The 24,383-nt window shown below is 44.0% G+C and carries 28 protein-coding genes; 11 read left to right on the forward strand and 17 right to left on the reverse strand.

Translation table 11 applies throughout. The annotated features are described in order from the left end of the window. Positions 1-42: 42 nt before the first annotated feature. Positions 43-2,106, forward strand: a complete 2,064-nt coding sequence (locus N1I80_RS18455; protein WP_340739297.1) for a transglycosylase domain-containing protein — start codon at positions 43-45, stop codon at positions 2,104-2,106. Positions 2,107-2,807: 701 nt separating this feature from the next. On the opposite strand, the gene N1I80_RS18460 is transcribed toward N1I80_RS18455, so the two are convergent. After that, positions 2,808-3,323: a YwhD family protein gene (locus N1I80_RS18460; RefSeq protein WP_340739298.1), complete on the reverse strand. Its 516-nt coding sequence runs from the start codon at positions 3,321-3,323 to the stop codon at positions 2,808-2,810. A 69-nt stretch (positions 3,324-3,392) separates the two neighbouring features. Between N1I80_RS18460 and N1I80_RS18465 the strand changes: the two genes are divergently transcribed. Next, entirely contained in the window at positions 3,393-3,578 is a 186-nt protein-coding gene (locus N1I80_RS18465; RefSeq protein WP_340739299.1) for a 2-hydroxymuconate tautomerase, read from the forward strand. A gap of 66 nt (positions 3,579-3,644) precedes the next feature. Here N1I80_RS18465 and N1I80_RS18470 read toward each other — a convergent pair whose 3' ends face one another. Continuing rightward, the gene (locus N1I80_RS18470; protein WP_340739300.1) at positions 3,645-4,151 is read right to left on the reverse strand and encodes a YwgA family protein; all 507 of its coding nucleotides are present in this window, start codon (positions 4,149-4,151) and stop codon (positions 3,645-3,647) included. Positions 4,152-4,171: 20 nt separating this feature from the next. After that, positions 4,172-5,467, reverse strand: coding sequence for an HD domain-containing protein (locus N1I80_RS18475; protein ID WP_340739301.1), 1,296 nt, complete (start codon positions 5,465-5,467; stop codon positions 4,172-4,174). Between the two features lie 274 nt (positions 5,468-5,741). On the opposite strand from N1I80_RS18475, the gene N1I80_RS18480 reads away from it, so the two are divergent. Next, entirely contained in the window at positions 5,742-6,377 is a 636-nt protein-coding gene (locus N1I80_RS18480) for an RsfA family transcriptional regulator (RefSeq protein WP_340739302.1), read from the forward strand. Between the two features lie 23 nt (positions 6,378-6,400). Here the strand turns inward: N1I80_RS18480 and N1I80_RS18485 are convergent, their stop codons facing one another. Both N1I80_RS18485 and pta read right to left on the reverse strand, forming a co-directional pair. Then, positions 6,401-7,243 carry a lipoate--protein ligase family protein gene (locus N1I80_RS18485; protein ID WP_340739303.1) on the reverse strand — a complete coding sequence of 281 codons (843 nt, stop codon included), beginning with the start codon at positions 7,241-7,243 and terminating at the stop codon, positions 6,401-6,403. Positions 7,244-7,258: 15 nt separating this feature from the next. Next, positions 7,259-8,230 carry a phosphate acetyltransferase gene (gene pta / locus N1I80_RS18490; RefSeq protein WP_340739304.1) on the reverse strand — a complete coding sequence of 324 codons (972 nt, stop codon included), beginning with the start codon at positions 8,228-8,230 and terminating at the stop codon, positions 7,259-7,261. A 176-nt stretch (positions 8,231-8,406) separates the two neighbouring features. Here pta and hemQ point away from each other — a divergent pair, with 176 nt between their 5' ends. Further along, positions 8,407-9,156: a hydrogen peroxide-dependent heme synthase gene (gene hemQ / locus N1I80_RS18495; RefSeq protein ID WP_340739305.1), complete on the forward strand. Its 750-nt coding sequence runs from the start codon at positions 8,407-8,409 to the stop codon at positions 9,154-9,156. Between the two features lie 39 nt (positions 9,157-9,195). Here hemQ and N1I80_RS18500 read toward each other — a convergent pair whose 3' ends face one another. Then, entirely contained in the window at positions 9,196-10,011 is an 816-nt protein-coding gene (locus tag N1I80_RS18500; RefSeq protein WP_445683713.1) for an aminopeptidase, read from the reverse strand. A gap of 109 nt (positions 10,012-10,120) precedes the next feature. Here N1I80_RS18500 and N1I80_RS18505 point away from each other — a divergent pair, with 109 nt between their 5' ends. Further along, positions 10,121-10,564 carry a cell wall hydrolase gene (locus N1I80_RS18505; RefSeq protein ID WP_445683714.1) on the forward strand — a complete coding sequence of 148 codons (444 nt, stop codon included), beginning with the start codon at positions 10,121-10,123 and terminating at the stop codon, positions 10,562-10,564. Between the two features lie 34 nt (positions 10,565-10,598). Beyond that, on the forward strand, positions 10,599-11,000 hold the full coding sequence (locus tag N1I80_RS18510) for a spore coat protein GerQ (RefSeq protein ID WP_340739308.1): 402 nt from the start codon (positions 10,599-10,601) through the stop codon (positions 10,998-11,000). A gap of 62 nt (positions 11,001-11,062) precedes the next feature. Here N1I80_RS18510 and N1I80_RS18515 read toward each other — a convergent pair whose 3' ends face one another. The 5 genes from N1I80_RS18515 to N1I80_RS18535 all read right to left on the reverse strand — a co-directional run bounded on the left by N1I80_RS18515 (position 11,063) and on the right by N1I80_RS18535 (position 14,152). Further along, positions 11,063-11,443 carry a DUF423 domain-containing protein gene (locus N1I80_RS18515; RefSeq protein WP_340739309.1) on the reverse strand — a complete coding sequence of 127 codons (381 nt, stop codon included), beginning with the start codon at positions 11,441-11,443 and terminating at the stop codon, positions 11,063-11,065. 200 nt (positions 11,444-11,643) lie between these two features. Then, the gene (locus N1I80_RS18520; protein ID WP_340739310.1) at positions 11,644-11,910 is read right to left on the reverse strand and encodes a YwdI family protein; all 267 of its coding nucleotides are present in this window, start codon (positions 11,908-11,910) and stop codon (positions 11,644-11,646) included. Next, positions 11,907-12,083 (reverse strand): uracil-DNA glycosylase, encoded by a 177-nt coding sequence (locus N1I80_RS18525; protein WP_340740092.1) that lies wholly within the window; start codon positions 12,081-12,083, stop codon positions 11,907-11,909. Before N1I80_RS18525 ends, N1I80_RS18520 begins: the two co-directional genes overlap by 4 nt. Positions 12,084-12,714: 631 nt before the next feature. Beyond that, complete coding sequence (locus N1I80_RS18530) at positions 12,715-13,392, reverse strand: uracil-DNA glycosylase (protein WP_340739311.1); 678 nt, start codon at positions 13,390-13,392, stop codon at positions 12,715-12,717. Further along, positions 13,385-14,152: a DUF4230 domain-containing protein gene (locus N1I80_RS18535; RefSeq protein ID WP_340739312.1), complete on the reverse strand. Its 768-nt coding sequence runs from the start codon at positions 14,150-14,152 to the stop codon at positions 13,385-13,387. Before N1I80_RS18535 ends, N1I80_RS18530 begins: the two co-directional genes overlap by 8 nt. A gap of 112 nt (positions 14,153-14,264) precedes the next feature. Here N1I80_RS18535 and N1I80_RS18540 point away from each other — a divergent pair, with 112 nt between their 5' ends. The 5 genes from N1I80_RS18540 to N1I80_RS18560 all read left to right on the forward strand — a co-directional run bounded on the left by N1I80_RS18540 (position 14,265) and on the right by N1I80_RS18560 (position 18,359). Beyond that, positions 14,265-14,531: a hypothetical protein gene (locus tag N1I80_RS18540; RefSeq protein ID WP_340739313.1), complete on the forward strand. Its 267-nt coding sequence runs from the start codon at positions 14,265-14,267 to the stop codon at positions 14,529-14,531. A 63-nt stretch (positions 14,532-14,594) separates the two neighbouring features. Further along, positions 14,595-15,428: a bifunctional hydroxymethylpyrimidine kinase/phosphomethylpyrimidine kinase gene (thiD, locus tag N1I80_RS18545; RefSeq protein ID WP_340739314.1), complete on the forward strand. Its 834-nt coding sequence runs from the start codon at positions 14,595-14,597 to the stop codon at positions 15,426-15,428. A 151-nt stretch (positions 15,429-15,579) separates the two neighbouring features. Then, positions 15,580-15,930 carry a YojF family protein gene (locus tag N1I80_RS18550; RefSeq protein WP_340739315.1) on the forward strand — a complete coding sequence of 117 codons (351 nt, stop codon included), beginning with the start codon at positions 15,580-15,582 and terminating at the stop codon, positions 15,928-15,930. A gap of 13 nt (positions 15,931-15,943) precedes the next feature. Further along, positions 15,944-16,627 carry a bacillithiol biosynthesis deacetylase BshB2 gene (gene bshB2, locus N1I80_RS18555; RefSeq protein WP_340739316.1) on the forward strand — a complete coding sequence of 228 codons (684 nt, stop codon included), beginning with the start codon at positions 15,944-15,946 and terminating at the stop codon, positions 16,625-16,627. A gap of 379 nt (positions 16,628-17,006) precedes the next feature. Then, the gene (locus tag N1I80_RS18560; protein WP_340739317.1) at positions 17,007-18,359 is read left to right on the forward strand and encodes a YjiH family protein; all 1,353 of its coding nucleotides are present in this window, start codon (positions 17,007-17,009) and stop codon (positions 18,357-18,359) included. Here N1I80_RS18560 and N1I80_RS18565 read toward each other — a convergent pair. The 6 genes from N1I80_RS18565 to N1I80_RS18590 all read right to left on the reverse strand — a co-directional run bounded on the left by N1I80_RS18565 (position 18,348) and on the right by N1I80_RS18590 (position 24,381). Further along, positions 18,348-18,755 (reverse strand): hypothetical protein, encoded by a 408-nt coding sequence (locus tag N1I80_RS18565; RefSeq protein ID WP_340739318.1) that lies wholly within the window; start codon positions 18,753-18,755, stop codon positions 18,348-18,350. The genes N1I80_RS18560 and N1I80_RS18565 overlap by 12 nt on opposite strands. A 62-nt stretch (positions 18,756-18,817) precedes the next feature. Further along, positions 18,818-19,762 carry an L-threonine 3-dehydrogenase gene (locus N1I80_RS18570; protein ID WP_340739319.1) on the reverse strand — a complete coding sequence of 315 codons (945 nt, stop codon included), beginning with the start codon at positions 19,760-19,762 and terminating at the stop codon, positions 18,818-18,820. A 383-nt stretch (positions 19,763-20,145) separates the two neighbouring features. Beyond that, positions 20,146-20,850: a DNA alkylation repair protein gene (locus N1I80_RS18575; protein ID WP_340739320.1), complete on the reverse strand. Its 705-nt coding sequence runs from the start codon at positions 20,848-20,850 to the stop codon at positions 20,146-20,148. A 63-nt stretch (positions 20,851-20,913) separates the two neighbouring features. Then, positions 20,914-22,104 carry a glycine C-acetyltransferase gene (locus N1I80_RS18580; protein ID WP_340739321.1) on the reverse strand — a complete coding sequence of 397 codons (1,191 nt, stop codon included), beginning with the start codon at positions 22,102-22,104 and terminating at the stop codon, positions 20,914-20,916. A gap of 78 nt (positions 22,105-22,182) precedes the next feature. Further along, entirely contained in the window at positions 22,183-23,250 is a 1,068-nt protein-coding gene (locus N1I80_RS18585) for a hypothetical protein (protein ID WP_340739322.1), read from the reverse strand. A gap of 132 nt (positions 23,251-23,382) precedes the next feature. Beyond that, positions 23,383-24,381 carry a LacI family DNA-binding transcriptional regulator gene (locus N1I80_RS18590; RefSeq protein WP_340739323.1) on the reverse strand — a complete coding sequence of 333 codons (999 nt, stop codon included), beginning with the start codon at positions 24,379-24,381 and terminating at the stop codon, positions 23,383-23,385. Between the last annotated feature and the right edge of the window lie 2 nt (positions 24,382-24,383).

Consider the following 24,383-nt stretch of genomic DNA (forward strand, 5'->3'; position numbering starts at 1 on the left):
CGTCACATACTAGATGCAACGACATGGACGGGACGGGATTGTATGCAACGTGTAGTGTATATAAAAAAGGTAAAGAGACGCAAAACTTTCAAGCGGCTACTGTTGCTCTCCGTTACAGCGTTGACGGCGGTAGTGACCGTTTTTTTATTACTTCGACTGTATGCGCAAGTAACGGGAGCCCCTTCTTTAAGCGTGCCAAAAGCATCTGTCTTTCTCGATAAAAGTGGCAAACAAATTGGTGATCGCTTCACAGCTGAACGACGCTACTGGGTTGACCTCGATGACATGTCCCCTTTTCTCATTGATGCGGTGATTGCGACAGAAGACAAGAATTTTTATAGCCATAACGGCTTTGATTATCGACGAATTGCCGGGGCACTATTGAAAGATGTCAAAGCAGGGCGCAAGGTAGAGGGAGCGAGTACCATTACTATGCAATATGCTAAAAATTTGTATTTGACGTTTGAAAAGACGTGGAAACGGAAATTCGACGAGGCGCTATATGCCTATCGAATGGAAATATTTTATGACAAAGATGTCATTTTAGAGGGCTATATGAATACCGTTTACTTTGGACATGGCATGTATGGTGTCGAAGCAGCTAGTAAATTTTATTTCGGAAAGCCTGCGAAAGATTTGACGTTAGAAGAGTCTGCTGTCATCGTAGCGATTGCGAAAGGCCCTTCGATTTATTCGCCTATTGAAAATCCGGAGAAGTCAAAGGAACGAAAAATGCTGGTCTTATCGCTGATGGAAGCGCAGGGATACATTACTGCACGACAAGAAGAACGGGCAAACCTGGAACAAATCACATTGAAAACGCGTGAATGGGCAGATTCGAAGCGTGTCGCTCCTTATTTTTTGGATGAAGTATGGCGTGAGGCGGAAAAAGTACTCACCGCCAAAGGACGCTCCCCAGCAGAAGGCGGCTGGACCATTCGAACAACATTGGATCCTCATCATCAGCAAAGCGCTGAAGAAGTAATTGCCAAGTGGATGCCAAACAATGATTTGCAAGTTGGCTTTATGTCTATTGAACCGGAAACCGGCTATATCACGTCACTTGTTGGTGGGGTTGATTACACGGAAAGTCCATTCAACCGAGCAACACAAGCGAAGCGTCAACCTGGTTCTGCCATGAAACCCGTGTTGTACGCTGCGGCACTTGAAGAGGGATTCAATCCACTCACTTTTTTATCGACTGAAAAGACCATCTTCACTTACGATGAAGGGCGCTCGACATATGAACCAAGCAACGTTAACGGTAAGTTTGCCGGACATCCCATTTCACTTGCACAGGCACTCGCCATTTCTGATAATATTTTCGCCGTCAAAACACTCGAAGAAATTGGCTATAAAAAGTTTAGTAAAATGGCAGAAAGACTAGGTGTTGACGCCACATTTCCCGAATCACCTGCTGTTGCGCTTGGTACGTCAGATGTCACACTGTCCGATATGACGAGTGCATATAATCGCATTGCATCAGGTGGTACCGAAATTAAACCGATTACAATTCTATCGATTGCAGATTCCGAGGGCAAAACGGTATATGAACATCCGAAGCAAAGCAAGAAACAAGTAATTTCTGCACAGGATGCATCGGTGCTCACTCATTTAATGACAGGCATGTTCGATCCGGTATTCAATGATTATACCTCCTCTACTGGACTTTCCATGCGACAAAAACAGTCACGGCCCTATGCAGCAAAGTCTGGCACAACCATTTCCGACCAATATTTAATCGGCTTTACTCCCTCGTTAACAGCGGGTCTTTGGACTGGATTCGACGTTGGCAAGCAATTGACTGATGCACAAGATAAAGCAGCCTCAAAAAAAATATGGATTGAATTTATGGAAACCGTACATCGTGGCAAGCCACCCGAGCCCTTCATCCCAGCACAAGGTGTGAACGGCGTCATCATCGATGTGGAAACAGGCGGCATCGCGGTCAATGAATGTGAAAAGCAACGACTTGTTTATGTAAAAGAGAAGGATATGCCCCAAAAATTATGCACAGACAAAACGTTGAGGGAGCAACGATCTTCAGGCGAGAGTGAAGGCGATGGCAAGACATTCGAGTTATTTCCTTTTTCATTTTTTGAATGATATTTTGTAAAGGGGTATTTCGTTGCGCGCTTGGGATTCGAGATTGCGCGAGGTTCGCTTGACGTTGCGCGCCCGGGACTCGAGATTGCGCGGGGATCGCTCGACGTTGCGCGCTTGGGACTTGGGATTGCGCGAGGTTCGCTTGACGTTGCGCGCCTGGGGCTCGAGATTGCGCGAGGTTCGCTTGACGTTGCGCGCCTGGGACTCGGGATTGCGCGGGGTTCGCTCGATGTTACGCGCTTTCGACTCGGGATTGCGCGGGGATCGCTCGACGTTGCGCGCTTGGGACTCGAGATTGCGCGGGGATCGCTCGACGTTGCGCGCCTGGGACTCGGGATTGCGCGAGGTTCGCTCGATGTTACGCGCTTGGGACTTGGGATTGCGCGAGGATTGCCCGATGTTGCGCGCTTGGGACCCGGGATTGCGCGCTGGACAGCCCTACTCTTCATTAGCAATCAAAAAAGCTTTCCTCCCTTGAATAAATTCAAGAGAAGAAAGCTTTTTTACCATCCTGTGCTCTATCAAATATGGTATCGCGCTTGGGTTTGTTTGATACGATACTCGTTAGAAAACGCAACATTCCGGTTGTCCTAGCTTACAAGTACAAGCTATATTTTTAGTGTACTTCCTTTCAGGCCGACATTCAACCTCCTGAAGGAAACTATACCGAAAAGTTCACACATTGTTCACAACCTGAGTAATTAGACACCCAGATCCGCATGTAACTTCTTCTCACTGCGCTCCCACATCTCTTTATTATGACCTGAAAGAAATTCAGCAAGGATTTCCTTGGATTTATCATCCATATTGTCAACCATAATATGGCGCTTCATCGATTTGTCCATTCGATTGACATGATCGGCAAGCACTTTATAGCCACGACGCTTTTCGCGATTCACGACCATTTCACAAGCTGTGACACCTGCGTAGAAAGGTCCATCCTCTTTAAAATCAATTGTCACCCAAACGAGCCAGTACGGTTTTCCACCCTCTGAGTCCTCACGATTCAATGTAAACTTAATACCACGCTCCGTATCACTTCTTGCATGCATGGCCCCAATTTCAATCTTCGCAAGTCCTTCATCAACGTCAATAATGACAGGCGACACGTTTTCTAGCGACAATGACCCAATTCCGAACCCTTTATGTCCATCTGTCGGATCATCTTTTATAATTGTAAAACCCATTTTCTGTTTTGGCTTTTCTTCATTTGTCATTCGCGATTTGCCCCCCAACTCTGATAGTATATACACTATACCGAATATATGCAGAAAGGGGGAACTGGAATGCCTTATGTAACTGTTAAGATGTTAGAAGGTCGTACAGAAGAACAAAAACGTGCACTCTGTGAAAAAGTAACAGAAGCTGTTGCTGAAACAACTGGTGCGCCTGCTGAAAATGTTGTCGTATTCATCGAGGAAATGCCGAAAAGCCATTACGCTGTCGCTGGAAAACGTTTTAGTGATCAATAACGAAAAGTGCATGCGCCTAGGCGCTAATAAAAGGCTGTCCCACTTTATACTTGGGACAGCCTTTTATTATTGAATGGAACAATTCTGCAATTCGGTGATGAAGTCGAATGCGTCTGTCATTTCCTGTTCAGAGAAATTCAGTTTATTTTTCACTATATGCACTTTTGCGATTTGCTCGTCCTTATCGAGATGATCGAAATAGAGCAGTGTCGACACAAGTTCAAGGAATCTTGAACTTTTTCCATTCATTTTATCCACACAAATGGCCAGCGTTTCATGTGGATGCTGGGCTGTTTCAAGGAAACGTGTTCCTTCATCCGTCGTTGTATAACTATATTGAACATATGAACCCTTGTCCACGCACTGTTCCGCAAGAAATCCCATTACGCATAGTTCTTCTATGCGTAACGTCAATTCCTCCGAATAGGGGCCGTACATATGCAGTTCATATTTTTCGGCAAACGGGAAATTCATCTTTTTCGCGATATAAATCATCTTTTGCATCTTTTTTCTGCCCTTCACTTCATTCGCGATGGAAATGAATTGCACAATTTTAGCATGCTCCTGCAACAAGAGGGTTACCCCCTTCCTTATTATTTCAACAATTTTAAAATCTGTCCGTATAACGGATTTTGCTCTTTCCCTTCATTCAATAAGTCTTCTGGGAAATAGATTTTATGGTCTGTTCTTTTTTTGCCTGAAATCGCGTCCACGATATCCGATGATCGTGATAGCTCACTTAACTCGCCGTTCGACATTTGCAAATAAATCGGTAGACGCTCATTTTCCTCGCCCGGTCGATAAAAATCATAGGGTAAATCTGACGATGAATCTGCTACAAGATAATAAGCTGGGTCAATGCCCGCCTGTTTAAATAATTGTTCCAGCTCACCAATTTTCCGGTATTCCGTCGCCGGATCGAACTCCGCATATTGGAACAGTCTTCTGTTAATAAACCGATAGCATAAATCCGATAAAATGGCGTCGTCTTCCTTCATCCAAACCTGAAAATAGGTCAATAAGATACTTTCATCAAGTGCTATATAATCCTCCAGCTCAAATGTTCGATCAAAAAATGAGCGAAAATGGGTAGGTTCTTGTTTAAAGATATAGCCGTCGTCATGCAAATGCTTCGCTCGATGTAAAATTTTCGTCAAAATGACTTCAGCACTGCGTGAAACGGGGTGAAAATACACTTGCCAGTACATCTGATAACGGCTCATGATGTAATCTTCCACCGCGTGCATCCCACTATATTTAATGACCGCTTGCTCTTCTGCTGGTCGCATGACACGCAAGATTCGCTCCATGTCAAAATGTCCGTATGATACCCCTGTAAAATAGGCATCACGCTGCAAATAATCCATTCGATCCGCGTCAATCTGGCTTGAGATAAGACTGACTACAAGCTTATCTGGATATGTTTTTCCTATGACATCAGCAACCTTTTGTGGGAAATCAGGTGCCACACGACATAGTACTGCATTTACTTCCGTATCACCAAGCAAAATGGCTTGCGTAAATTGCTCGTGATCGAGAGTGAACACCTTTTCAAACGCATGCGAAAACGGGCCATGTCCTAAATCATGCAGTAATGCTGCGCACAGCGTCACAAGTCGTTCCTCATTGTTCCATTCAGGTCTATGGCTAAAGCTGTCGTCAATGATTCGACGAACGATTTCATAGACACCTAGCGAGTGGTGGAACCGGCTATGCTCCGCACCGTGAAATACCAGATAGGTTGTGCCAAGCTGCCTAATCCGACGTAGACGCTGAAATTCGCTTGTACCAATCACATCCCAAATGACTTTGTCGCGCACATGGATATAGCGGTGCACCGGGTCTTTGAAAACTTTTTCTTCGACCAGTTTTTCATCTTTGTAAGCCATCGTGCACCTCCAATCAATTACGCCTCAGCGTAATCCGATTCAACTCATTCTCTTTAGTATAATCAATTGTACACATTGTTGGAAGATGGAAAAAGAATCATTTATTAGATCAATCACGCCTCGGCGTAATTGCGTTCCTCCTTATTCAGCAAATGCATTTGCTGAATTTAGATAAAAAAAGATAGAATCGTTTTTTCCTTATGAATAAAATAGGGAAACCCTGTCCACACTGACCGTAGAAAGAAACTATGAACATATGGCAGGAGGCACGGAAATGGTGAAAGTTAGACAGGATGCTTGGATTGAAGAAAACGATATTTTATTGGCAGAGACGGTGTTGCGACATGTACGAGAAGGTAGTACGCAACTAAGCGCCTTTGAAGAAGTGGGCGATGCGCTTAACCGCACAGCCGCCGCTTGCGGATTTAGGTGGAATGCTGTCGTCAGACAAGACTATGAAAAAGAGCTTACCGATGCGAAAAAAGAGCGCAAGCAGGCAATTCGCGTCCTCGGCAAAGATTTCAAACGACGCGGACAGCAATTATACACTCCTTCACAAGGGTCTGAAGATGAACAGAAGATATCAGTTCCGCTATCTGCGCTATCCCTTGATACAGTTATTGCTTATCTCGTCCGCATGCATCATACTGGTGTGGGTGATAATGAATCCCTACGTTGGAGACAGACCGCTAAAATTGCGAATGAAAAGTCTGAGAAACTTGAAAAAGAAATCGAAAAGCTCCAACAGGAAAATAAAACACTGCGTGCTGATTATGAGCAATTCGTTCAAATTATGAACCGCGCGCGTCGTCTTGTGACATTGGAAGACGAAACGGATCGTACAGCACCTGTGTTTACGATGGAGCAAAACGGAAATCTAGTCAGCAAAGAACCGCCAATCAATCATTGATTGGCGGTTTTTCTTATGGAATATCACTCTGTTATTAGCATTTTTTTATTACGTTCCACGACGCGGTTTAAATAGAATGTGTATAACTCCATTTCTTCCGGTCGAAAACTGCCCATGACGACTTCGTCTGCCAGTTCACGCAACAGTATCTGCAGTCGAATAACGACGTCATTGACGGTGATTGGCAGTTCTAACAATTCTGCAAGGGATGCCATCACTTCCGGTTTAATGGCTGGGTAACTGAACTTCGTTTCCACGCCCTGTAAACCAATATCATACAGGTCGCGAATCAATTCAGCCCGTTCCGCTCCGCTTCCTTCGACGCATAAATAGACTTGCACAGCGATACCTTGTCGCAATCTGCGCTGTGAAATGCCAGCGAATTTAAGACCATCAATACTTAAATCATACGAACCGGGACAGTAGGAGCCGACAATTTCATAGGCTGCGATGCGGTCACCTGCTTCTGGAAACAATCTACGAACGAATGCAAGCATCACTTCGTAGCCTGTGGGAATATCGATGGAGCTGTCATGTTCTGATAGCACAATGGATATATTCAGTACACCTTCATCCAACACTACGGCAAGACCACCCGAGTTGCGAACAATGACGTTATACCCTGCATGTTCAAGCATCGGAATCGCCTCTGCAATATGCGGAAGACGATGATCCTGGATGCCAAGAACAACGGTTTTGTTATGCACCCATGTACGTACAGTTGGACTGCTCATTTGCTGCCCAACGAGATGACATAATGTATCGTCCGCGGCGAAAGACTCTAACGCGGAACGACTGCGCCCCGTCATGGATTCATCCATGAAGTGCCATTTCGGAATTTGTAACAATGATTCGTAGTGTGACATGATCATAACTCCTGTTTATAGACTTTGTGCCGCCGTTATAAGGGCAAGCTTATAGACATCGTCTGCCGAACAACCGCGTGATAGATCATTGACTGGTGCGTTCAATCCTTGCAAAATGGGTCCAATTGCTTCGTAGCCACCAAGACGTTCTGTTAATTTATAGCCGATGTTCCCTGCTTCAAGCGACGGGAAAACGAAGACATTCGCATCTCCTTGAATAATTGAACCTGGTGCCTTTTTGGCGGCAATTTCGGGCACATATGCCGCGTCAAATTGAAATTCGCCATCCAGTGGTAGATCTGGCGCGATTTCTTTAGCAATCACCACTGCTTCCGCAATTTTTTCCGTTTCCGGTGTAACAGCGGAACCCTTCGTCGAAAAGCTTAGCATTGCGACGCGTGGATCTATACCGAATGACTGTGCCGTTTTCGCACTAGCCACTGCAATTTCTGCTAACTCCTGCGCTGTCGGTGCAACCGTAATAGCACAATCCGCAAATACTAGACGTTCCTCGCCCTTCATCATAATAAACGCACCGCTTGTCCTTGAAATACCCGGCTTTGTTTTAATAATTTGAAGTGCTGGACGCACCGTGTCTGCTGTTGAATGGACAGCACCGCTGACAAGTCCATCTGCACGCCCTGTAAAAATCAGCATCGTGCCGAAGTAATTGACATCTTTCAATTGCTCGCGCGCTTGCTCTACAGTCGCTTTCCCATTGCGACGCTCAACAAACTTTTCAACAAGTTCTTCGAAGTAAGAAGCCTTCTCTGGATCAATAATTGTGATTGCTGAAATATCTATTGCTGCTGCACTTGCCGCTTGTGTCACTGCGGTTTCATTGCCCAGCAGGATTGGTTTTACAAGTCCTTCAGCCTGAAGGCGTGACGCTGCTTCCAGTACGCGGGCGTCTGTTCCCTCCGGTAGGATAATTGTTTTTTCATTGCCACCTAAACGTTCTTGAATGCTAGTAAAAAGATTTGTCATCACTATCACCTTTCTGCGCTGTCTTATACATCTAGCATACACGACTTAGGTCAGCGATAACAGCAAGACACTTCATGTCAAATTGGTGACAACGACACATTTAAAAAGCGTTTTTTCATGTAACTATGCTACACTCGATTAAGAAGTAAATTCATGATGAAGGAGTTTGATTTCATATGATTGAAGCAGCACAAACACTTGATGGTTGGTACGTATTACACGATTTGCGCACGATGGACTGGGCGTCATGGAAATTGATCTCACCAGAGCAACGCCAATCAGCAGTGGATGAATTTCTTGTCTATCTTGAAAAGCTCCAAAAAGCGGATGATGAAAAAACAGGTGCACACGCTTTTTATACAGTAATTGGTCAAAAAGCTGATTTCATGCTCATGACGTTGCGACCGACGATGGACGAAATTCAAGAGCTTGAAACAGAATTTAACAAACTGGCAATCGCTGACTTTACAATTCCAGCGTACTCCTATGTATCCGTTGTCGAATTATCGAACTACCTTGCAGGTGAGTCCACTGAGGATCCTTACCAAAACCCATACATTCGCGGACGTCTGTATCCTGAACTCCAACGCAGCCAGTATATCTGCTTCTATCCAATGGATAAAAAGCGTGATGGCGACGTGAACTGGTATACGCTTGATATGGACAAGCGTAAAGAATTGATGCGTGCTCATGGTTTAATAGGCCGTAGCTATGCAGGCAAAGTGAAGCAAATTATTTCTGGTTCTGTCGGTTTTGACGACTACGAATGGGCTGTTACGTTGTTCTCAGAAGACGTTCTACAGTTCAAAAAATTAATTTATGAAATGCGTTTTGATGAAGTGAGTGCGCGCTACGCTGAGTTCGGCTCGTTCTTCGTCGGTACGATTTTAGATGGCGATAAAAAAGCGGAATTTTTCAATTTGTAATGACTGTTAAGAAGCCGCATTTCAAGATGCGGCTTCTTTTTATTTTTCCAACCACGTCAAAATATCTTTTTTCACATCATTCCCACTCCAAAAAGCGAGCGCCGCTTCTTCGCCTATCACGTTAACTAGATGCTCGACATAGTCCGTCCCTAGTAAATAACCTAACCGGTTATGGCCAAAGTAACCCCCACCGGATAAGCGGAACCACTCCTTCTCCTTTTCCGTGTTCCAACCGGACAACACATCTTCGAAAAAGCGTCGCTTCACTTCGGTTTTATTCTCCTGGTAGCATGTTACCCATGAGTCCCCGTCTTTATCATAAGTAAAATAGACCGATTCGTTCAGCCCCGGGACGACTTTTTTAGATAAATAGGTCGCGGCTCCTTCAGTGTAGAGCGTTGTCAGTCCATGCGTCCAATCGACCGTTGTCCAGTCCATCCCTTGCCTAGCGGCGAATGAAAAATGCGTAACATGACCAATTTCGTGGGCAGTTATCGCTTTTAGATGGTCTATTTCAGATGATAGCTTCTCTACCGCAAAGTAAATATCACCCTTGATTTCCCTTGTAACGAATGCATTCGACCCGTACGTACCAACAAGCATCGTATAGTTGATATCAAGATCATTATGGAAAATTTCAGTATACACCTCGTCGATTTCTTTGATAATTCTAGGTAAACGCTCTGACATGATATAGATGTCTTTAATTTTCATTGGATATTTCTCAATCGCCTCCTGAAGACGCTCTGGTGTTTTCGGACAATGAATCGGAAAATAGTGATCAAACACCTCTGCATTTTCATCAATATAGGTTTCCAAATCAAGTATTCTAAGGTCTTTCTTTGATTCGTACATATCTAAAAAATCTGTAATAATATTGTGGATACGCAAGTGAACTCCCCCTTTCTCCAAGTTTACCTTATCCATTTCTATTTTTCAGTCATTTTCCATGCACTTACTTCATATGATTCCCCAAGGGGGTTGTTCCGTGGCGGTGGTAAAATATAACGAGGCTCAATTGGATATGCTTGCACGGCTCATGCGGGCAGAAGCGGAGGGCGATGGTCAATTAGGAATGCTTTTGGTCGGTAATGTTGGAGTTAACCGTGTACTTGCAGACTGTCTAGATTTTAGAGACATTCGTAATTTGGAAGAGATGGTATTCCAGAGCCCCGGCGGCTTTGAAGCAACAACGAAAAGTTATTTTTATCAGCGAGCACGCGAAATGGATAGAAATCTTGCAAGGCGAGTTATTAACGGGGAACGCTTCACCCCTGGCGAGCGTTCCTTATGGTTCTTTATGCCAGCCGGCGATTGCCCCGCACAGTGGTATGGTCAGTGGAATACAGGTAGGTTTAAGTCCCATTGTTTCTTTTCGCCAACAACTGCAGACTGCCCTACCGTCTAAAATAATCTATCTTACAAACTGAAAGGATGAAAAAATGGTCCAATATTATTGGAATCCTACCTATCAAAATCAACATATCGTACCGCCACCAGTCACAATTCCGAGCGGTGGAAGACCCCCTAGTCCTGGCGTGCCTGTCGGTATCCCTATTGGAACGCCTCAGGGACCACTTCCCGGACCACCAGCTCGCGAGCAGTCGTACATTGAAAACATTTTACGATTAAACATCGGGCAACCCGGTGTCTTTAATTTCTCCTTTGAACATGCGCTCGACTCAGGTAAAAATACGAAAGCCATCGTCGGAACAGTCGTAGCTGCCGGACGTGACCACGTGATTCTAAATGAAACAGCGACTGGCCATGAATTTCTGTTTCCTATGATCTATTTCGATTACGCAGAGTTCGATGGAAGAATAAATTATTTTCCGCAAACGTAGATAAAAAATCTTCCGCCTGCCTGGTAGGGCTCGCGGAAGATTTTTGTGTTCATTGTTCAATATTAGTTTGTATATTTAACCGCTGCGATTATCAACATAACCCAACCTGCGATGAACGCAACGCCACCAATTGGTGTAATCGCACCCAGTATACCGATTCCAGATAGGCTCAATACATATAAGCTACCTGAGAAAATGATGGTGCCCGCAAGCAGTAGATAGCCTGCCCATGTTAACTGTGGCGATGCGCCGAACAGCGACGAGCTCATAAGAATTCCGACAGCAAGCAGTCCAATCGCATGAAACATTTGATACTGGACAGCCGTTTCCCAAATAGCTAAATAATGCTCAGATAGCTTTTCTTTCAATGCGTGTGCACCAAATGCACCAAATGCGACAGCAATTGCTGCGTTGACAGCACCTGCGATAATGAAAAATGGCATTGTTTTTCCTACTTTCTTGTTATCAATCAATTACGCCTTGGCGTAATTGCGTCCAAATTTTGAATTGCGCTTGAGGCCAGCACGATGCTGGCCATGCAACCGTTGCCGCAGGACGCGGCGAACTTAGGTTGCCTTCTTAACTCCCCTCAAAATTTGTGACATCCTCCGGAGGATGACTTGATTCGGCAGAAGCAAGTCCATCAAAAATCAAACAACGAGCCACCGTTTGCATCTTCTTCTACAAGCGGCTTTCCTTCTAATGAAGAAATGGACTGCACATCAGGCGCTATAAGCATCTTAGGAACATTTTTTTCTTCTGGCCTAGTACTACTATCTCCACCAAGCGCCACTTCACATAGCGACCTAATTGCCGATAATGCTTCGCGCATGGCTCGCTCATCATTCGTACGTTTTGCCACACTCAATTGACGTTCCATTTCCGAGATGATGCGGTCATAAGGAATCACCGTCTGACATCCCCTTTCTTTTGTACAAATTGTAAACATTCCATGCCGGAAGATCGCTTCACGACGACCGACGGCAATTCCCTCGTTTTGAACTCATATGCCTTACACCCACGCGGATTTCTCTGATCCCATGTCACGAAGAAATATTGGCATTGAAAACAATTGACAGCCACTTCGGTCACCTCTATTCACTTCCACTTTATCACGGTAGGCGTGCAAATTAAAGTAAGCCGTCTGTTTACAGCGTAAACAAAAGTCCTTGCAAGCTATGTACATCGCGATGTATACTAAGGGTAGAATATGCGTAATATAAAAGAGTGCCCATGCAATGGACACTCAGTAGTTACAAATTGATTTGGATGTCAAGGTGTGGCTACGGAAATAACATTATTTCTTTTTCTTCGATTTAGTGCCACCCTTTTTCCCACGGCCATGGGGGGTGGTTTTTTTGCGCCTTTTTCTTTTTTGCTTCACGTATTTGACTAGTTCAGAAGAAAGATAACTTCCAAACCATGTCGCTACGCTCTTAAGAAAAGCGCAAGGCGCCCGTTAGACGCGACAGGCATAAGTCAAGCCAGCGACGTGGCGCTCTTTGCCACATAGCTGGATTGCTTATGACCCGAGCGACTGGCGCCTGAAGCCTAGACACTACAAGAAAGGCTGTCAAAATAACAATCACCATATGCTTCACCCCCTCCCCACTACGACATGAGGAGTATTCCGGTTCCGCAACCCACCTTGGCTCAATTTGTAACTATCGTCATTATAGCAAAACGTATATTAGTTTTATAGCTTTTATTTCTGTTAATTCGTCCTACTCCAATCAATCGCCTCTTCATCCCATGCCTCTAAAACCTCATTTGTCGCCGAATATGGACGACTGCCGAGAAACCCACGACTCGCGCTAAGCGGACTTGGATGAACCGATTCAATTACCGTATGACACGATAAATCAATCAGCTTTTTCTTGTCCTGCGCAGGGCGTCCCCATAATATAAATACAATCGACTTGTCACGCTCTGACAACTGCCGAATAACCTCATCCGTAAATGTCTCCCATCCTTGCTTACGATGCGAATGTGCTTGTCCTTGCCGTACAGTCAACACCGTGTTCAGCATGAGTACACCTTGCCGCGCCCACCCCGTCAACGTTCCACTTTCGGGAATCGCACAACCAATATCTGCCGACAGCTCCTTAAACATATTGCGTAAACTCGGTGGAATTTTTACACCCGGTCGCACAGAAAAACTCAAACCGTGCGCTTGTCCAGGTCCGTGATACGGATCTTGTCCTAAAATGACAACCTTCACTTCATCAAACGGCGTGTATTGAAAAGCTGTCCACAAATCACCCAACTTTGGATAAATCGTTTGCTCCGCATATTCCTTTTCAAGAAATTCACACAGCTTCATATAATAAGGTTTCGTAAACTCTTCTTGCAACACTGCGTCCCAGTCATTACCAAAAATCACTTTATTCATCATCCATCTCTTCCTTAAATTCAATTGTCACATCATATCCTGCGAATGAAAACATTTCTCGTAACGTCTTCTCCGCATTCTGTTGCGCCATCGTTAACACGCCTTGTCCCGCCGTTTCTTCCAGTATCAGTTCTTTCGCCTCCGCAGCAAGCTCATAGGCCTCTTCGATATTCGCTTTATCACGGAAAAGCCCCTCGTAGGAGTACACTTCTACTTTATCAAAATAAATTTCTGCCCCTCCTAAAAAGGTTGCAGGTGGCAATGTCAGCTTGGCTGTTTTATTCTCTTCATCAATGACAACATCTTTTTCCGTCAAACCAGACATATTAACGCCCGCCTTCACCGATCCAGGAATGACAACTAATAGCTGCCGTTTCGTTCCTGGCAAATTAAGACCGATGCTTTGTCCAAACAATGTATTATCTTGGCGTTCAATAATGACTTTCGTATAAGCCTCCGCCGTGGCAAGCTCGTTCAATTCTTGGATTTGCTCCAAAAACGCGCCCTTCTGCTCTGTATATGTGCTTCCTTGTTTGAGAATAAAAAATGTGATAAATGGTAAGCTGACAACGAGTAATATAATAAGTAGGGCGATGACTAGAAATGATTTTTTCCATACCGAAAAGAATAGTTTCCCAGCACGCCAAAAGCCAAATGGTCGACCTTTTACTTCATCTACGGTCACCGCTGATTCCTTTTTAGCAGCCTGTAATTCTTTCAACAACTGCTCCATTTCATCCGTATTTTTTCCTTTTTTCACTTCATCCCTCTTTTCCTCTTTTTTCGACACTATCTTATACGTTTACATTATAGGAAAGTTGCAGTTCAAACAACTAGAAAGACATGGTACGATTGTCTGAGGGGGGATGCACATGGCCGATATGCAGTTACGAGAAAAAATACAAAAAATAGCAGCAGCCGCAAAACAAGGCGACAACATACCTGAACGTTCTAAAAATATCGGGCTCATAATTTTCCTCATTCTATTTGGATGTGGAACCCTCGTGCTTTTCTCACTTGCCATCGGGCTGATGATGAACGGACATTTCATAAGTGCAGTCGTGATATTCCTGATTGCAGTGCTTCTTGCGTATTCCGTTGTTAAAATGATCACTGCCGAGGACGTTCCACCTTTGTAATTTTCGATTTATTTGATAAGATACATTCATAGTTCATTCCAACCAAAAGGAGACTTTCACATTATGGCGTTGAAAAAAACTTTAACAATCGCAGGATCCGATACATCAGGCGGCGCTGGTATTCAGGCCGATTTAAAAACATTCCAAGAGCATGGAACATATGGTATGACAGCTGTTACTGTTGTCGTCACAATGGATCCAGACAATAATTGGTCACACGGCGTTTATTCATTACCTGTCGATGTTTTGAAAGCACAAATTAAAACGGCTCTTTCGACAGGCATTGATGCTATTAAGACAGGTATGCTTAGTACAGAAGAAATCATCGAGATTGCAGGCAACGCAATTGCAGAATCTGGTCTTGACCATGTTGTCATTGACCCGGTTATGGTTTGTAAAGGTGAAGATGAGGTACTGAATCCTGGTACAGTAGACGCAATGGTCGAATTCCTTCTACCAAAAGCAGAAATTGTCACACCAAACTTGTTCGAAGCAGGACAGCTCGCAGGAACAAAAACGCCTAAGACAATTGAAGATATGAAAACAGTCGCAGCAAAAATCCATTCACTTGGTGCACGCAATGTTGTCATCAAAGGTGGCAAACAGCTAGAGCATAATAAAGCCGTGGACCTATTCTTTGATGGCACAACATTTACACTTCTTGAAGCAGAAAAAACAGCGACACATTATAATCACGGTGCTGGTTGTACGTTTGCAGCCGCCATCACAGCAAATCTTGCTAATGGCTTAACAGTGAAAGAGGCTGTCTTAGAAGCGAAAAAATTCGTATCCGCTGCGATTGCTAACGGCTGGAAACTAAACGAATACGTTGGACCTGTTATGCACGGTGCAAAAAACCGCGTAGGTGCACCAGAAATTACGACAACTGAAGTGTGATGAATACACGTAACGGCCGAGAAATGGTTTCTTGGTCGTTTTATCTTTTTCTACATTCAACATCCACATCAAGCCGCGTCAATCGCATTCAATAGTTCTTTTCTATATACTAATGAAGAAGCACAGTACCAGTGTTAAGGAGGACTTACTCATGGAAAAAGTAAAACCAGATCATTTACAGGAACTCATTACTTCCTTCGCCAATAAAGATGTCTACATCCATCTCGAAACAACAAACGGCTCCTATGCCTCTCATTTCAACGAAGGATTTTTTAACGTCGGTGCATTTATTCGTAATGTCGTTGTCAAATTTGAACTGGGTAAAGTGGCCGGTGATTCGCCGCATCGTATCGGTTTAAAACTGCCATCTGGTTGGATTTACGCACAAGGTATCACGCATTATAAGCTTGACGAACATGGTCGATTACTAATGGCAGGCCTGGATCCGGAAGGAAAGCTGGCGGTCGCGCTTGAAATAAGCGAGACACCGTTCACATATTAAGGAGGCTTTTTTGATGATAAAAAAAGAACGTCACGTACTTGTTGTATTCCCCCATCCAGACGATGAGGCATTCGGCGTATCCGGCACAATCGCATCCTATCGGGAAATGGGTGTGCCCGTTACTTATGCATGTTTAACACTTGGCGAAATGGGACGAAACTTCGGTAACCCGCCATTTGCGAACCGTGAAACGTTACCCCGAATTCGTAAGGGCGAACTCCAAAGAGCTTGTGAAGCCATGGGACTCGACGACTTACGTATGATGGGCCTACGCGACAAGACCATTGAATTTGAAGATGATGAAAAAATGATCCAGCTCATGACTGATCTAATCGAGGAAACGAATCCTTCGCTTATTATTTCGTTCTATCCCGGCCTATCCGTCCATCCTGATCACGATGCCTCTGCACGTGCAGTCATTCGTGCCGTGAGGCGGATTGCTGAAACGAAACGCCCTGTTGTTTATACGATTGCCTTTTCAAATAATACAGTTGAAGTCCTTGGCCAACCTGACGTCATTCACGATGTGTCAGCAATGGCTGATAAAAAGATTGCTACACTGAATGCTCATGCATCGCAAACCGTTTGGATGATGAAGGAAATGGAACAAAAATTAGCAGCGCAAGATCCCGATGCATTAAAATGGCTCAATACTGAGCGTTTCTATACGTACAATTGGGACCAGGATTTCGAATAAAAGAATAAAAGAACAAAAGCGCAAGCGCCTGTTCAGCCCCGACAAGTAGGAAGGATGAACTTCAATCCTTCCCTGCTGGAGGGCTTGAAAGTAAAGGTGCCCTTTGCCTTTACTAGCAAGACCGAAGCGACTCGAGGGGCTAGGCGCTGGAGCCTAGACGAGAAATCCCCTTATTCCAACTTATCCACCGTACAAGAATTTTATAATTTCCTAAGCTATAAAAAAGTTACAGTCAATTTAGACTGTAACTTTTTTATTATAAAGAATAGACCGAAAAATGGAAATAGGGTACACTCTATTTACAAAGGAAAGTAAACAAGTTAGTATGTATAAATATTCATTATATACACGTCTATTTATTATATACAGGGGGATGCATATGAAAAAGTTTTCTTTATCCACATGGTTTTATTTTCTGATTCCATCTATTCTCGGGATTATTCTATTCATGATTCCAGTGAAATTCGGAGATGAATGGAAAGTACCGATTGCCAAATTTGCAGATATTTTGTCGATTGCACTCGAACCCACAATGCCAATGGCCGCCATGATTATTATTGTCATCGCTGCACTCGGCTCACTATTATTTTTATTTGTTAGGGCAGATCATGCCAAGCCGTCATTTACGGAAAGTTTGTTCAAGGTAACACCATTTTGGACGGTCACTCGTATTGTTGGAGCTATATTCGCAATTATGGTGACATTCCAAATCGGACCCGAATTCATTTGGAATGAGAATACGGGTGGGCTGCTACTTGCACCAGATGGTTTAGTTTCGTTCTTATTCACGATTTTCTTATTTGCAGGACTGCTGCTACCACTACTATTGAATTTCGGATTACTAGAGTTTTTTGGAACAATGATGGTAAAAGTCATGCGTCCTGTGTTCAAATTACCAGGTCGTTCTTCCATTGATGCACTGACATCATGGATTGGGGATGGAACGATTGGGGTTTTATTGACAAGTAAACAATATGAGGATGGCTTTTATACGAAAAAAGAAGCCGCGATTATCGCCACGACATTTTCGGTTGTTTCCATTACATTTTCACTTGTAATTATTGATACAGTCGGCATGTCTCAATACTTCCTGCCATTTTACGGAACCGTTGTTGTCACAGGATTGATTCTGGCATTTATTATGCCACGGATTTATCCGCTTGCTGGCAAAAAAGATGAATATATCGACGAAAAGCCATTTACAGGCGATGAGGAGAAGCTTCCTGCAGGTTATAACGTGGTTAATCATGGGCTTGAAAAAGCACTTGAAACTGCCGATAACAACCGTTCTCTTGGCAACGTTGTAAAAGATGGCATGAAAAATGTGTTCGACATGTGGATTGGCGTTGCACCTGTCGTGATGGCATTCGGTACGGTTGCTCTCGTTCTTGCTGAATATACAAGCGTATTCACGATTTTAGGGAAACCGTTCGAACCGATTTTATCTGTTCTTGGCATTCCAGAAGCACAAGAAGCAGCGCAGACTATGGTTGTTGGATTCGCAGATATGTTCTTGCCGGTTATTTTAGCAGACGGCGTAATTACATCAGAATTGACGCTATTCGTCATTGCGACGATTTCTGTTGTCCAGTTGATTTATATGTCTGAAGTTGGCGGATTGATTCTCGGTACAAAAATTCCGATTAATTTCCTTGACCTTCTTGTTATCTTCCTATTGCGCACATTGATTGCATTGCCAATCGTTGCAGGCGTTGCTCATTTATTGTTTTGATGTAATATGAAAAGCCTCGCAACTTGTTGCGGGGCTTTTCATTGCGCGCGAGACACACACTTCTTTGCGCGCGTCCCGCACTTCTTTACGCGCGGGACGCACTTCTTTGCGCGCGAGACACACTTCTTTGCGCGCGGGACGCACTTCTTTGCGCGCGAGACGCACTTCTTTGCGCGCGAGACACACTTCTTTGCGCGCGAGACACACTTCTTTGCGCGCGAGACACACTTCTTTGCGCGCGAGACACACTTCTTTGCGCGCGGGACGCACTTCTTTGCGCGCGAGACGCACTTCTTTGCGCGCGGGACGCACTTCTTTGCGCGCGAGACACACTTCTTTGCGCGCGAGACACACTTCTTTGCGCGCGGGACGCACTTCTTTGCGCGCGGGACGCACTTCTTTGCGCGTGTATATTTAACCACGAAAAAACCGCAGAAAATCACTCCCGCGGTTTCACATTAAGCACTTAACTTTGTTTTTAATTTCGATAGCATATCTGCGGTCATTTTATCCAAATCATAATCAGCTTTAAATCCCCATTCCTGGGCAGCGGCAGATGGATCGATTGCATCGGGCCAACTATCGGCAATTGCCTGGCGTACTGGATCGATATCGTAGGCCATTTCAAATGACGGGATGTGCTTGCGTATCGAAGCTGCAATTTGAGAAGGTTCAAAACTCATCGCCGTGACGTTGAATGCGTTGCGATGAATCAATTTTGAAGAATCCGCTTCCATTAGCCCGACAATCGCCTGTAATGCGTCAGGCATATACATCATATCCATATGCGTACCTTCCGCAATATACGATGTGTACTTCCCTTGTTCAAGCGCTTTGTAGTAAATATCGACCGCATAATCCGTCGTACCTCCGCCCGGCTGTGCCACATATGAAATCAACCCCGGGAATCGGACACCACGTGTGTCGAGTCCAAATTTATGAAAATAATAATCGCATAATAATTCACCCGCGACTTTGTTGACACCATACATTGTTGTTGGACGTTGCAGCGCGTCCTGCGGAGTATCTACTTTTGGTGTCGAAGGGCCAAATGCACCGATTGAACTCGGGGTGAAAAATTGCAAATCCAGTTCACGTGATACTTCAAGTGCATTCATCAATCCGCCCATATTGAGGTTCCATGCGAACAGCGGCTGTTCCTCAGCTTTAGCTGATAGTAACGCCGCCATATGCATCATCGTATCGGCACCAAAATCTTTTGTAAGCGCATGCATTCGAGCGGCATCCGTTACATCTAAAATTTCAAAAGGCCCCCCCATCATTGCGTCCGTACGTCGTATATCTGTCGCCAACACATTGTCCTCACCATATTCTGAACGAAGCTTTGTAATCAATTCTGAACCGATTTGTCCAAGCGCCCCTGTCACTATTATTTTCCTCATTTTTCCTACTCCTCACTTATGAACGTTTGTATTTTTGGAGAGTACACGAATTATTCTTTTTTAACTTTTCATTGATTCTATAACTTAAATCCATTATAAAACGTTCTCATGGAAAAGACAATGCAAATTTCCTCATAAATATATTTATAATTCTCGTCGAAAAAACCCGCTCACCGGCGGGTCTTTTCTGTTTATAGGAGTATGTGCACTATTCAATTTTTTATCTGTACCAGATAAAAGTAGGCAACCTAAGTACGCCACGTCCTATGGCAACGGTTGCATGATCGACATCCTGTCGACCCGCGGATGTCACGGATTTTAGAGGAGCTTTTCGAGCGTGCTCGAAAAAAATCCGGACGCAATCACGCCAAGGCGTGATTGATTTAACAACGCAACGTTTTCTTTTTCTTCGGCTCACCGCGCGCAAGCACCTTCTCGATATACTCCATCGCCATCGGTACTTTACACGCCGTATTGCCCACATCGACATGCACTTTTCCAACTACCTCTGCAACATTTTTTGCAATATCACGAAGCTCCGGCACATAAGATCCTACGCAAATGATGAATTGATTCATAACATACCGAACGCGGTTAGGCGCTTGATGAATTGTTTGTTGAATTTGTAGTAGGAGTGAACCGATTTCATCCAAATCCAACTCTTCAGCTCCTGCATACATGACGTAATTGGCATATGTACTCCATCCTGCAACAGCTAACATCTCACGTTCAGATGCCATCCATTCGCGTGCCAATTTGAGTGCATATGGACTTTCGCCCGCCACCCATCCGATTGTATATTCCGCAACCGCATGCCAGCTCGCCTTGTCAGCCCAACGCCTTAAATCTTCTTCAGATAATAGTTTTGGATTAACAGCAAGCCCCGCCAAATACATCGCATCATAATTTCCCGTATCATACAAACGCAATGCTAGTTCTTGGTCTTTTTTAATATACTTCAAAATTTTCTTCATATCCCCTACACGTACGCCAAAAAGTGGTTCAGGTGCACCATGATTCAAAAACGTTTTCTTCGTCTGCTCATTGCCATACGCCTCAAGCTCGGCCATTACTTCTTCAAACGTCATCTAAAGACCTCCTTTTGCAATAAACCCCGAACGGCATCATTGCCATCCAGGGTTCACCACCTATTATGAAATTACACCTAACTCTTTACCTACTTTTTCATAAACAGCAAGTGCTTCGTCAAGCATTTCTTTCGTATGTGCAGCAGTCGGCATATTGCGAACGCGACCTTTCCCTTTAGCAACCGTAGGGAAAATAATCGATTTAGCATAAACACCTTCTTCTGCCAAACGACTTGAGAATTGTTGTGTCAGCTTTTCTTCACCAATAATACATGGCGTAATCGGTGTTTCTGAAGCGCCGATATTGAAGCCAAGCTTAGCAAGTCCTTCTTTCAAGTAATTACCGTTGTCCCATAGCTTATCATGCAGCTCTGTGGATGCCGTAATTTTGTCGAGTGCACCCATGATTGCCGCAACATCGCCCGCTGGAAGTGCTGTTGAGAATAGGAATGGACGGGAACGAACTTTCAACCAGTCGATTAATTGCTGTGAACCCGCAACATAACCGCCTACGACTCCAATTGCTTTCGACAATGTGCCAATTTGGAAATCAATTTCTTTTTCAAGACCGAAATGCTTCACAGTCCCTTTCCCTTGACCAGTCACACCTGAACCGTGCGCGTCATCTACATACGTAATCAAATCGAATTCTTTAGCAATTTTCACGACTTCCGGAAGATTAGCGATATTGCCATCCATCGAGAACACGCCATCCGTAATATACATCACTTTTTCATACAAACCTGACTCTATCGCTTCCTTCGCTTTCGCACGTAAATCATCCATGTCTTGGTGCTTCAAGCGAATGATTTTCGCACCTGACAAACGACAGCCATCAATGATGGACGCATGATTCAATTCATCCGACAAAATCGCATCTTTTTTACCCATGACAGCCGATATCGCTGCCATATTACAGTTGAAGCCGGATTGATAAGAAATTGCAGCTTCTGTCCCTTTAAACGCCGCAAGCTTTTTCTCCAGCTCAATATGAATATCAAGCGTACCATTAATCGTACGAACCGCCCCTGCACCGACGCCATATTTTGTCGTCGCGTCAATCGCTAGCTTTTTCAAATCCTCGTCCGTCGCAAGTCCGAGATAGTTATTAGAAGATAAGTTAATCAGTTCTTTGCCTTTAATGTTAATAATCGGGCCATTTGGACCTTCGACAGGTTCAATTTCGTTGTACAATCCTTGTTCACGAAGATCGTTTAAATTCTCCTGCAAAAACGTATCGAGTATGTTAGACAAAATAATCTTCCTTTCAAACAGATGATGCTTTCATTTTATCACACGATGGGCCCAATCGCAGAATAATGAACATCCTTGTTAAGGAAATTCCAATAATACTCTCGATTTCGATTCAAATACCGCCTGCTTAATAGCTGAGTCCATTGTCACTTTCATTCTGTTTTCAGCCTGTGCATAAGCCTGCATATAACCTGTTGCATCTAGTATTTTTTCTGTATACGCCTCGCGAATCAAATCGATTTCCTGTTCAGCCTCGGCATCCTCCACACACATAGAGACAAGGTCGAGCAATTCATCACCCGGACGTTCTATATCATAAACATGTGGTTGCGTTGCATCAAGGATACACACCGATAATTCCGGAATCTGAACGAGATCTACCCCCATAGGATCTAAACCACACCAACCATAAAGAACGTCAAAACCACGCCTCTCTGCTTCAACCCCAAGCGCCTTCATTAGCGTCGATTTCCCTGTGCCTGGAAGTCCTTTAATCAGTATTCTGCGTTCCAATCGCTTCGTAATCGAGGGGATAAAGTCTTGCGCTCCACCCGACGTCAATGAGCCAATCAATCGATGCGAAACAGTCGTTTTTTTATTCAACCGAATGGTGCCAAATAACTCTTCCTTCAACGACTGAATAAGGTTTTCATGTTGCTCCCACATCATTCGTTTGATGTTGACAGCTTCCCACTCATCATGGATTCCTTTCGCATCGGTGAGTGATTGCAATGCTTTTCGAAGTGCACCTTCTGCTTCAGCCAAGTTTTCCACTATCAATCCATTGCGTTCACTCAATTTCTTTTCATCATAAACATCGTAAAAGCTAATGACACGGTGTCTGCCGCCGATTTCCGAGGGTTCAAGAGCAACGGGGTGTGAGGCTTGGATGAACAGTAAGTTGGGCCCCTTCACAAAGATTGCATCCGTTTTTTCTGGCTGTACAGGATCCATAAACTTATCAACATCATAGCCACGTTTCACATAATTTGCGGCAATTTCATGCAAGGCAGTTGACAGCATGTTTGTCGGTGGACACTTCAAAAAAACTGTTTCTGAAGCTGATCCAATCAATGTATCGTATTTATGGGAAATTCCAAGGCCTGTATAGGCTGTCCCCATGTATTGGGTTATCGTTCCGTACATGTCGATCATCCTTTCTTTACATACGATTAGCCTATGCGCGGGCAATAAAAAAAAGCACGGCATCATTGCCCGCGCTTAAAAAAAATAGAGTAAGTACTTATATACATGCACCGTTCAACTTAAATGTCATGATTATTCCTTCACCTTTGTCGCACTGCCTCTTTCAATCAACTTCGTATGAATCGTTATTTTCTTACATATTTCTCGTTTCGTTGCGATGCGCTCAAGCAATAAGTCGACTGCGGATTCTCCCATGATTTCTGTATACAGCTTCACTGTGGTTAGCGGCGGAACCATATATTGTGCGGAAGAAACATCATTGAAACCAACGATACTGAGATCCTCTGGAATGTTAACACCTAGTTCGTAGGCCGCTTTATAGCATCCAATTGCAATCGAATCATTTGCCACAAATAGCGCTGTTGGTTTTTCATCTTGACTTAGCATTTCCTTTAAAATTTGGTACCCATCCTTTGGATTATAGCCACCAATTTTAACAAAATCCTCTTTAAAAATCCCCTTTTCCTTCAAATAAGCTTCGAAAACGTCCTGTCGCAAATCCTTGAATCGGTTGCCAAACATATCCGTTTCGATACCACCGATAAAGCCAATATTTTCATGGCCTAAATCTACTAAATAGCTCAGTGCATTTTGCGTTGCTGACTTAAAATTAATCACCACTGCATCAAAACTGTTTTCATCAGGATTGGCATCGACAAACACAGACGGTTTATCGAAGCTCTTAATCAATTCGATATCCGCTTTTTTAAAAGTTCCTAGGCAGATGATACCGTCTAATTTTGACAGACTTTTTTTAGTATCCTCTTTCGTAATCTTTGCATATTCCATTCTCATACTTTTAAGCTGTTTTTCTAGCGCGACCCGAATCGAAAGATAATAGGTATCCACCAATTCTTCTTCAAGTGAATAAGAATAGTAGAGCCCAATATTCCCCTTCTTTTTCGCCTTTTTCTGTTTTGAGGAGATCACATAATTTAATTCCTCTGCCGCTTCGAAAACTCGCCTTCTTGTCTCCGGGGTCACATTGAGTGTTTCATCATAATTTAACACCCGAGAAACTGTTGCCATAGAAACCTCTGCTAAGTCCGCAATATCTTTAAGCGTCGCCATTT

Origin of the sequence: Sporosarcina sp. FSL K6-3457 (genome assembly GCF_038007285.1) — a bacterium.
In the GTDB taxonomy this organism is placed as follows: Bacteria; Bacillota; Bacilli; order Bacillales_A; family Planococcaceae; genus Sporosarcina.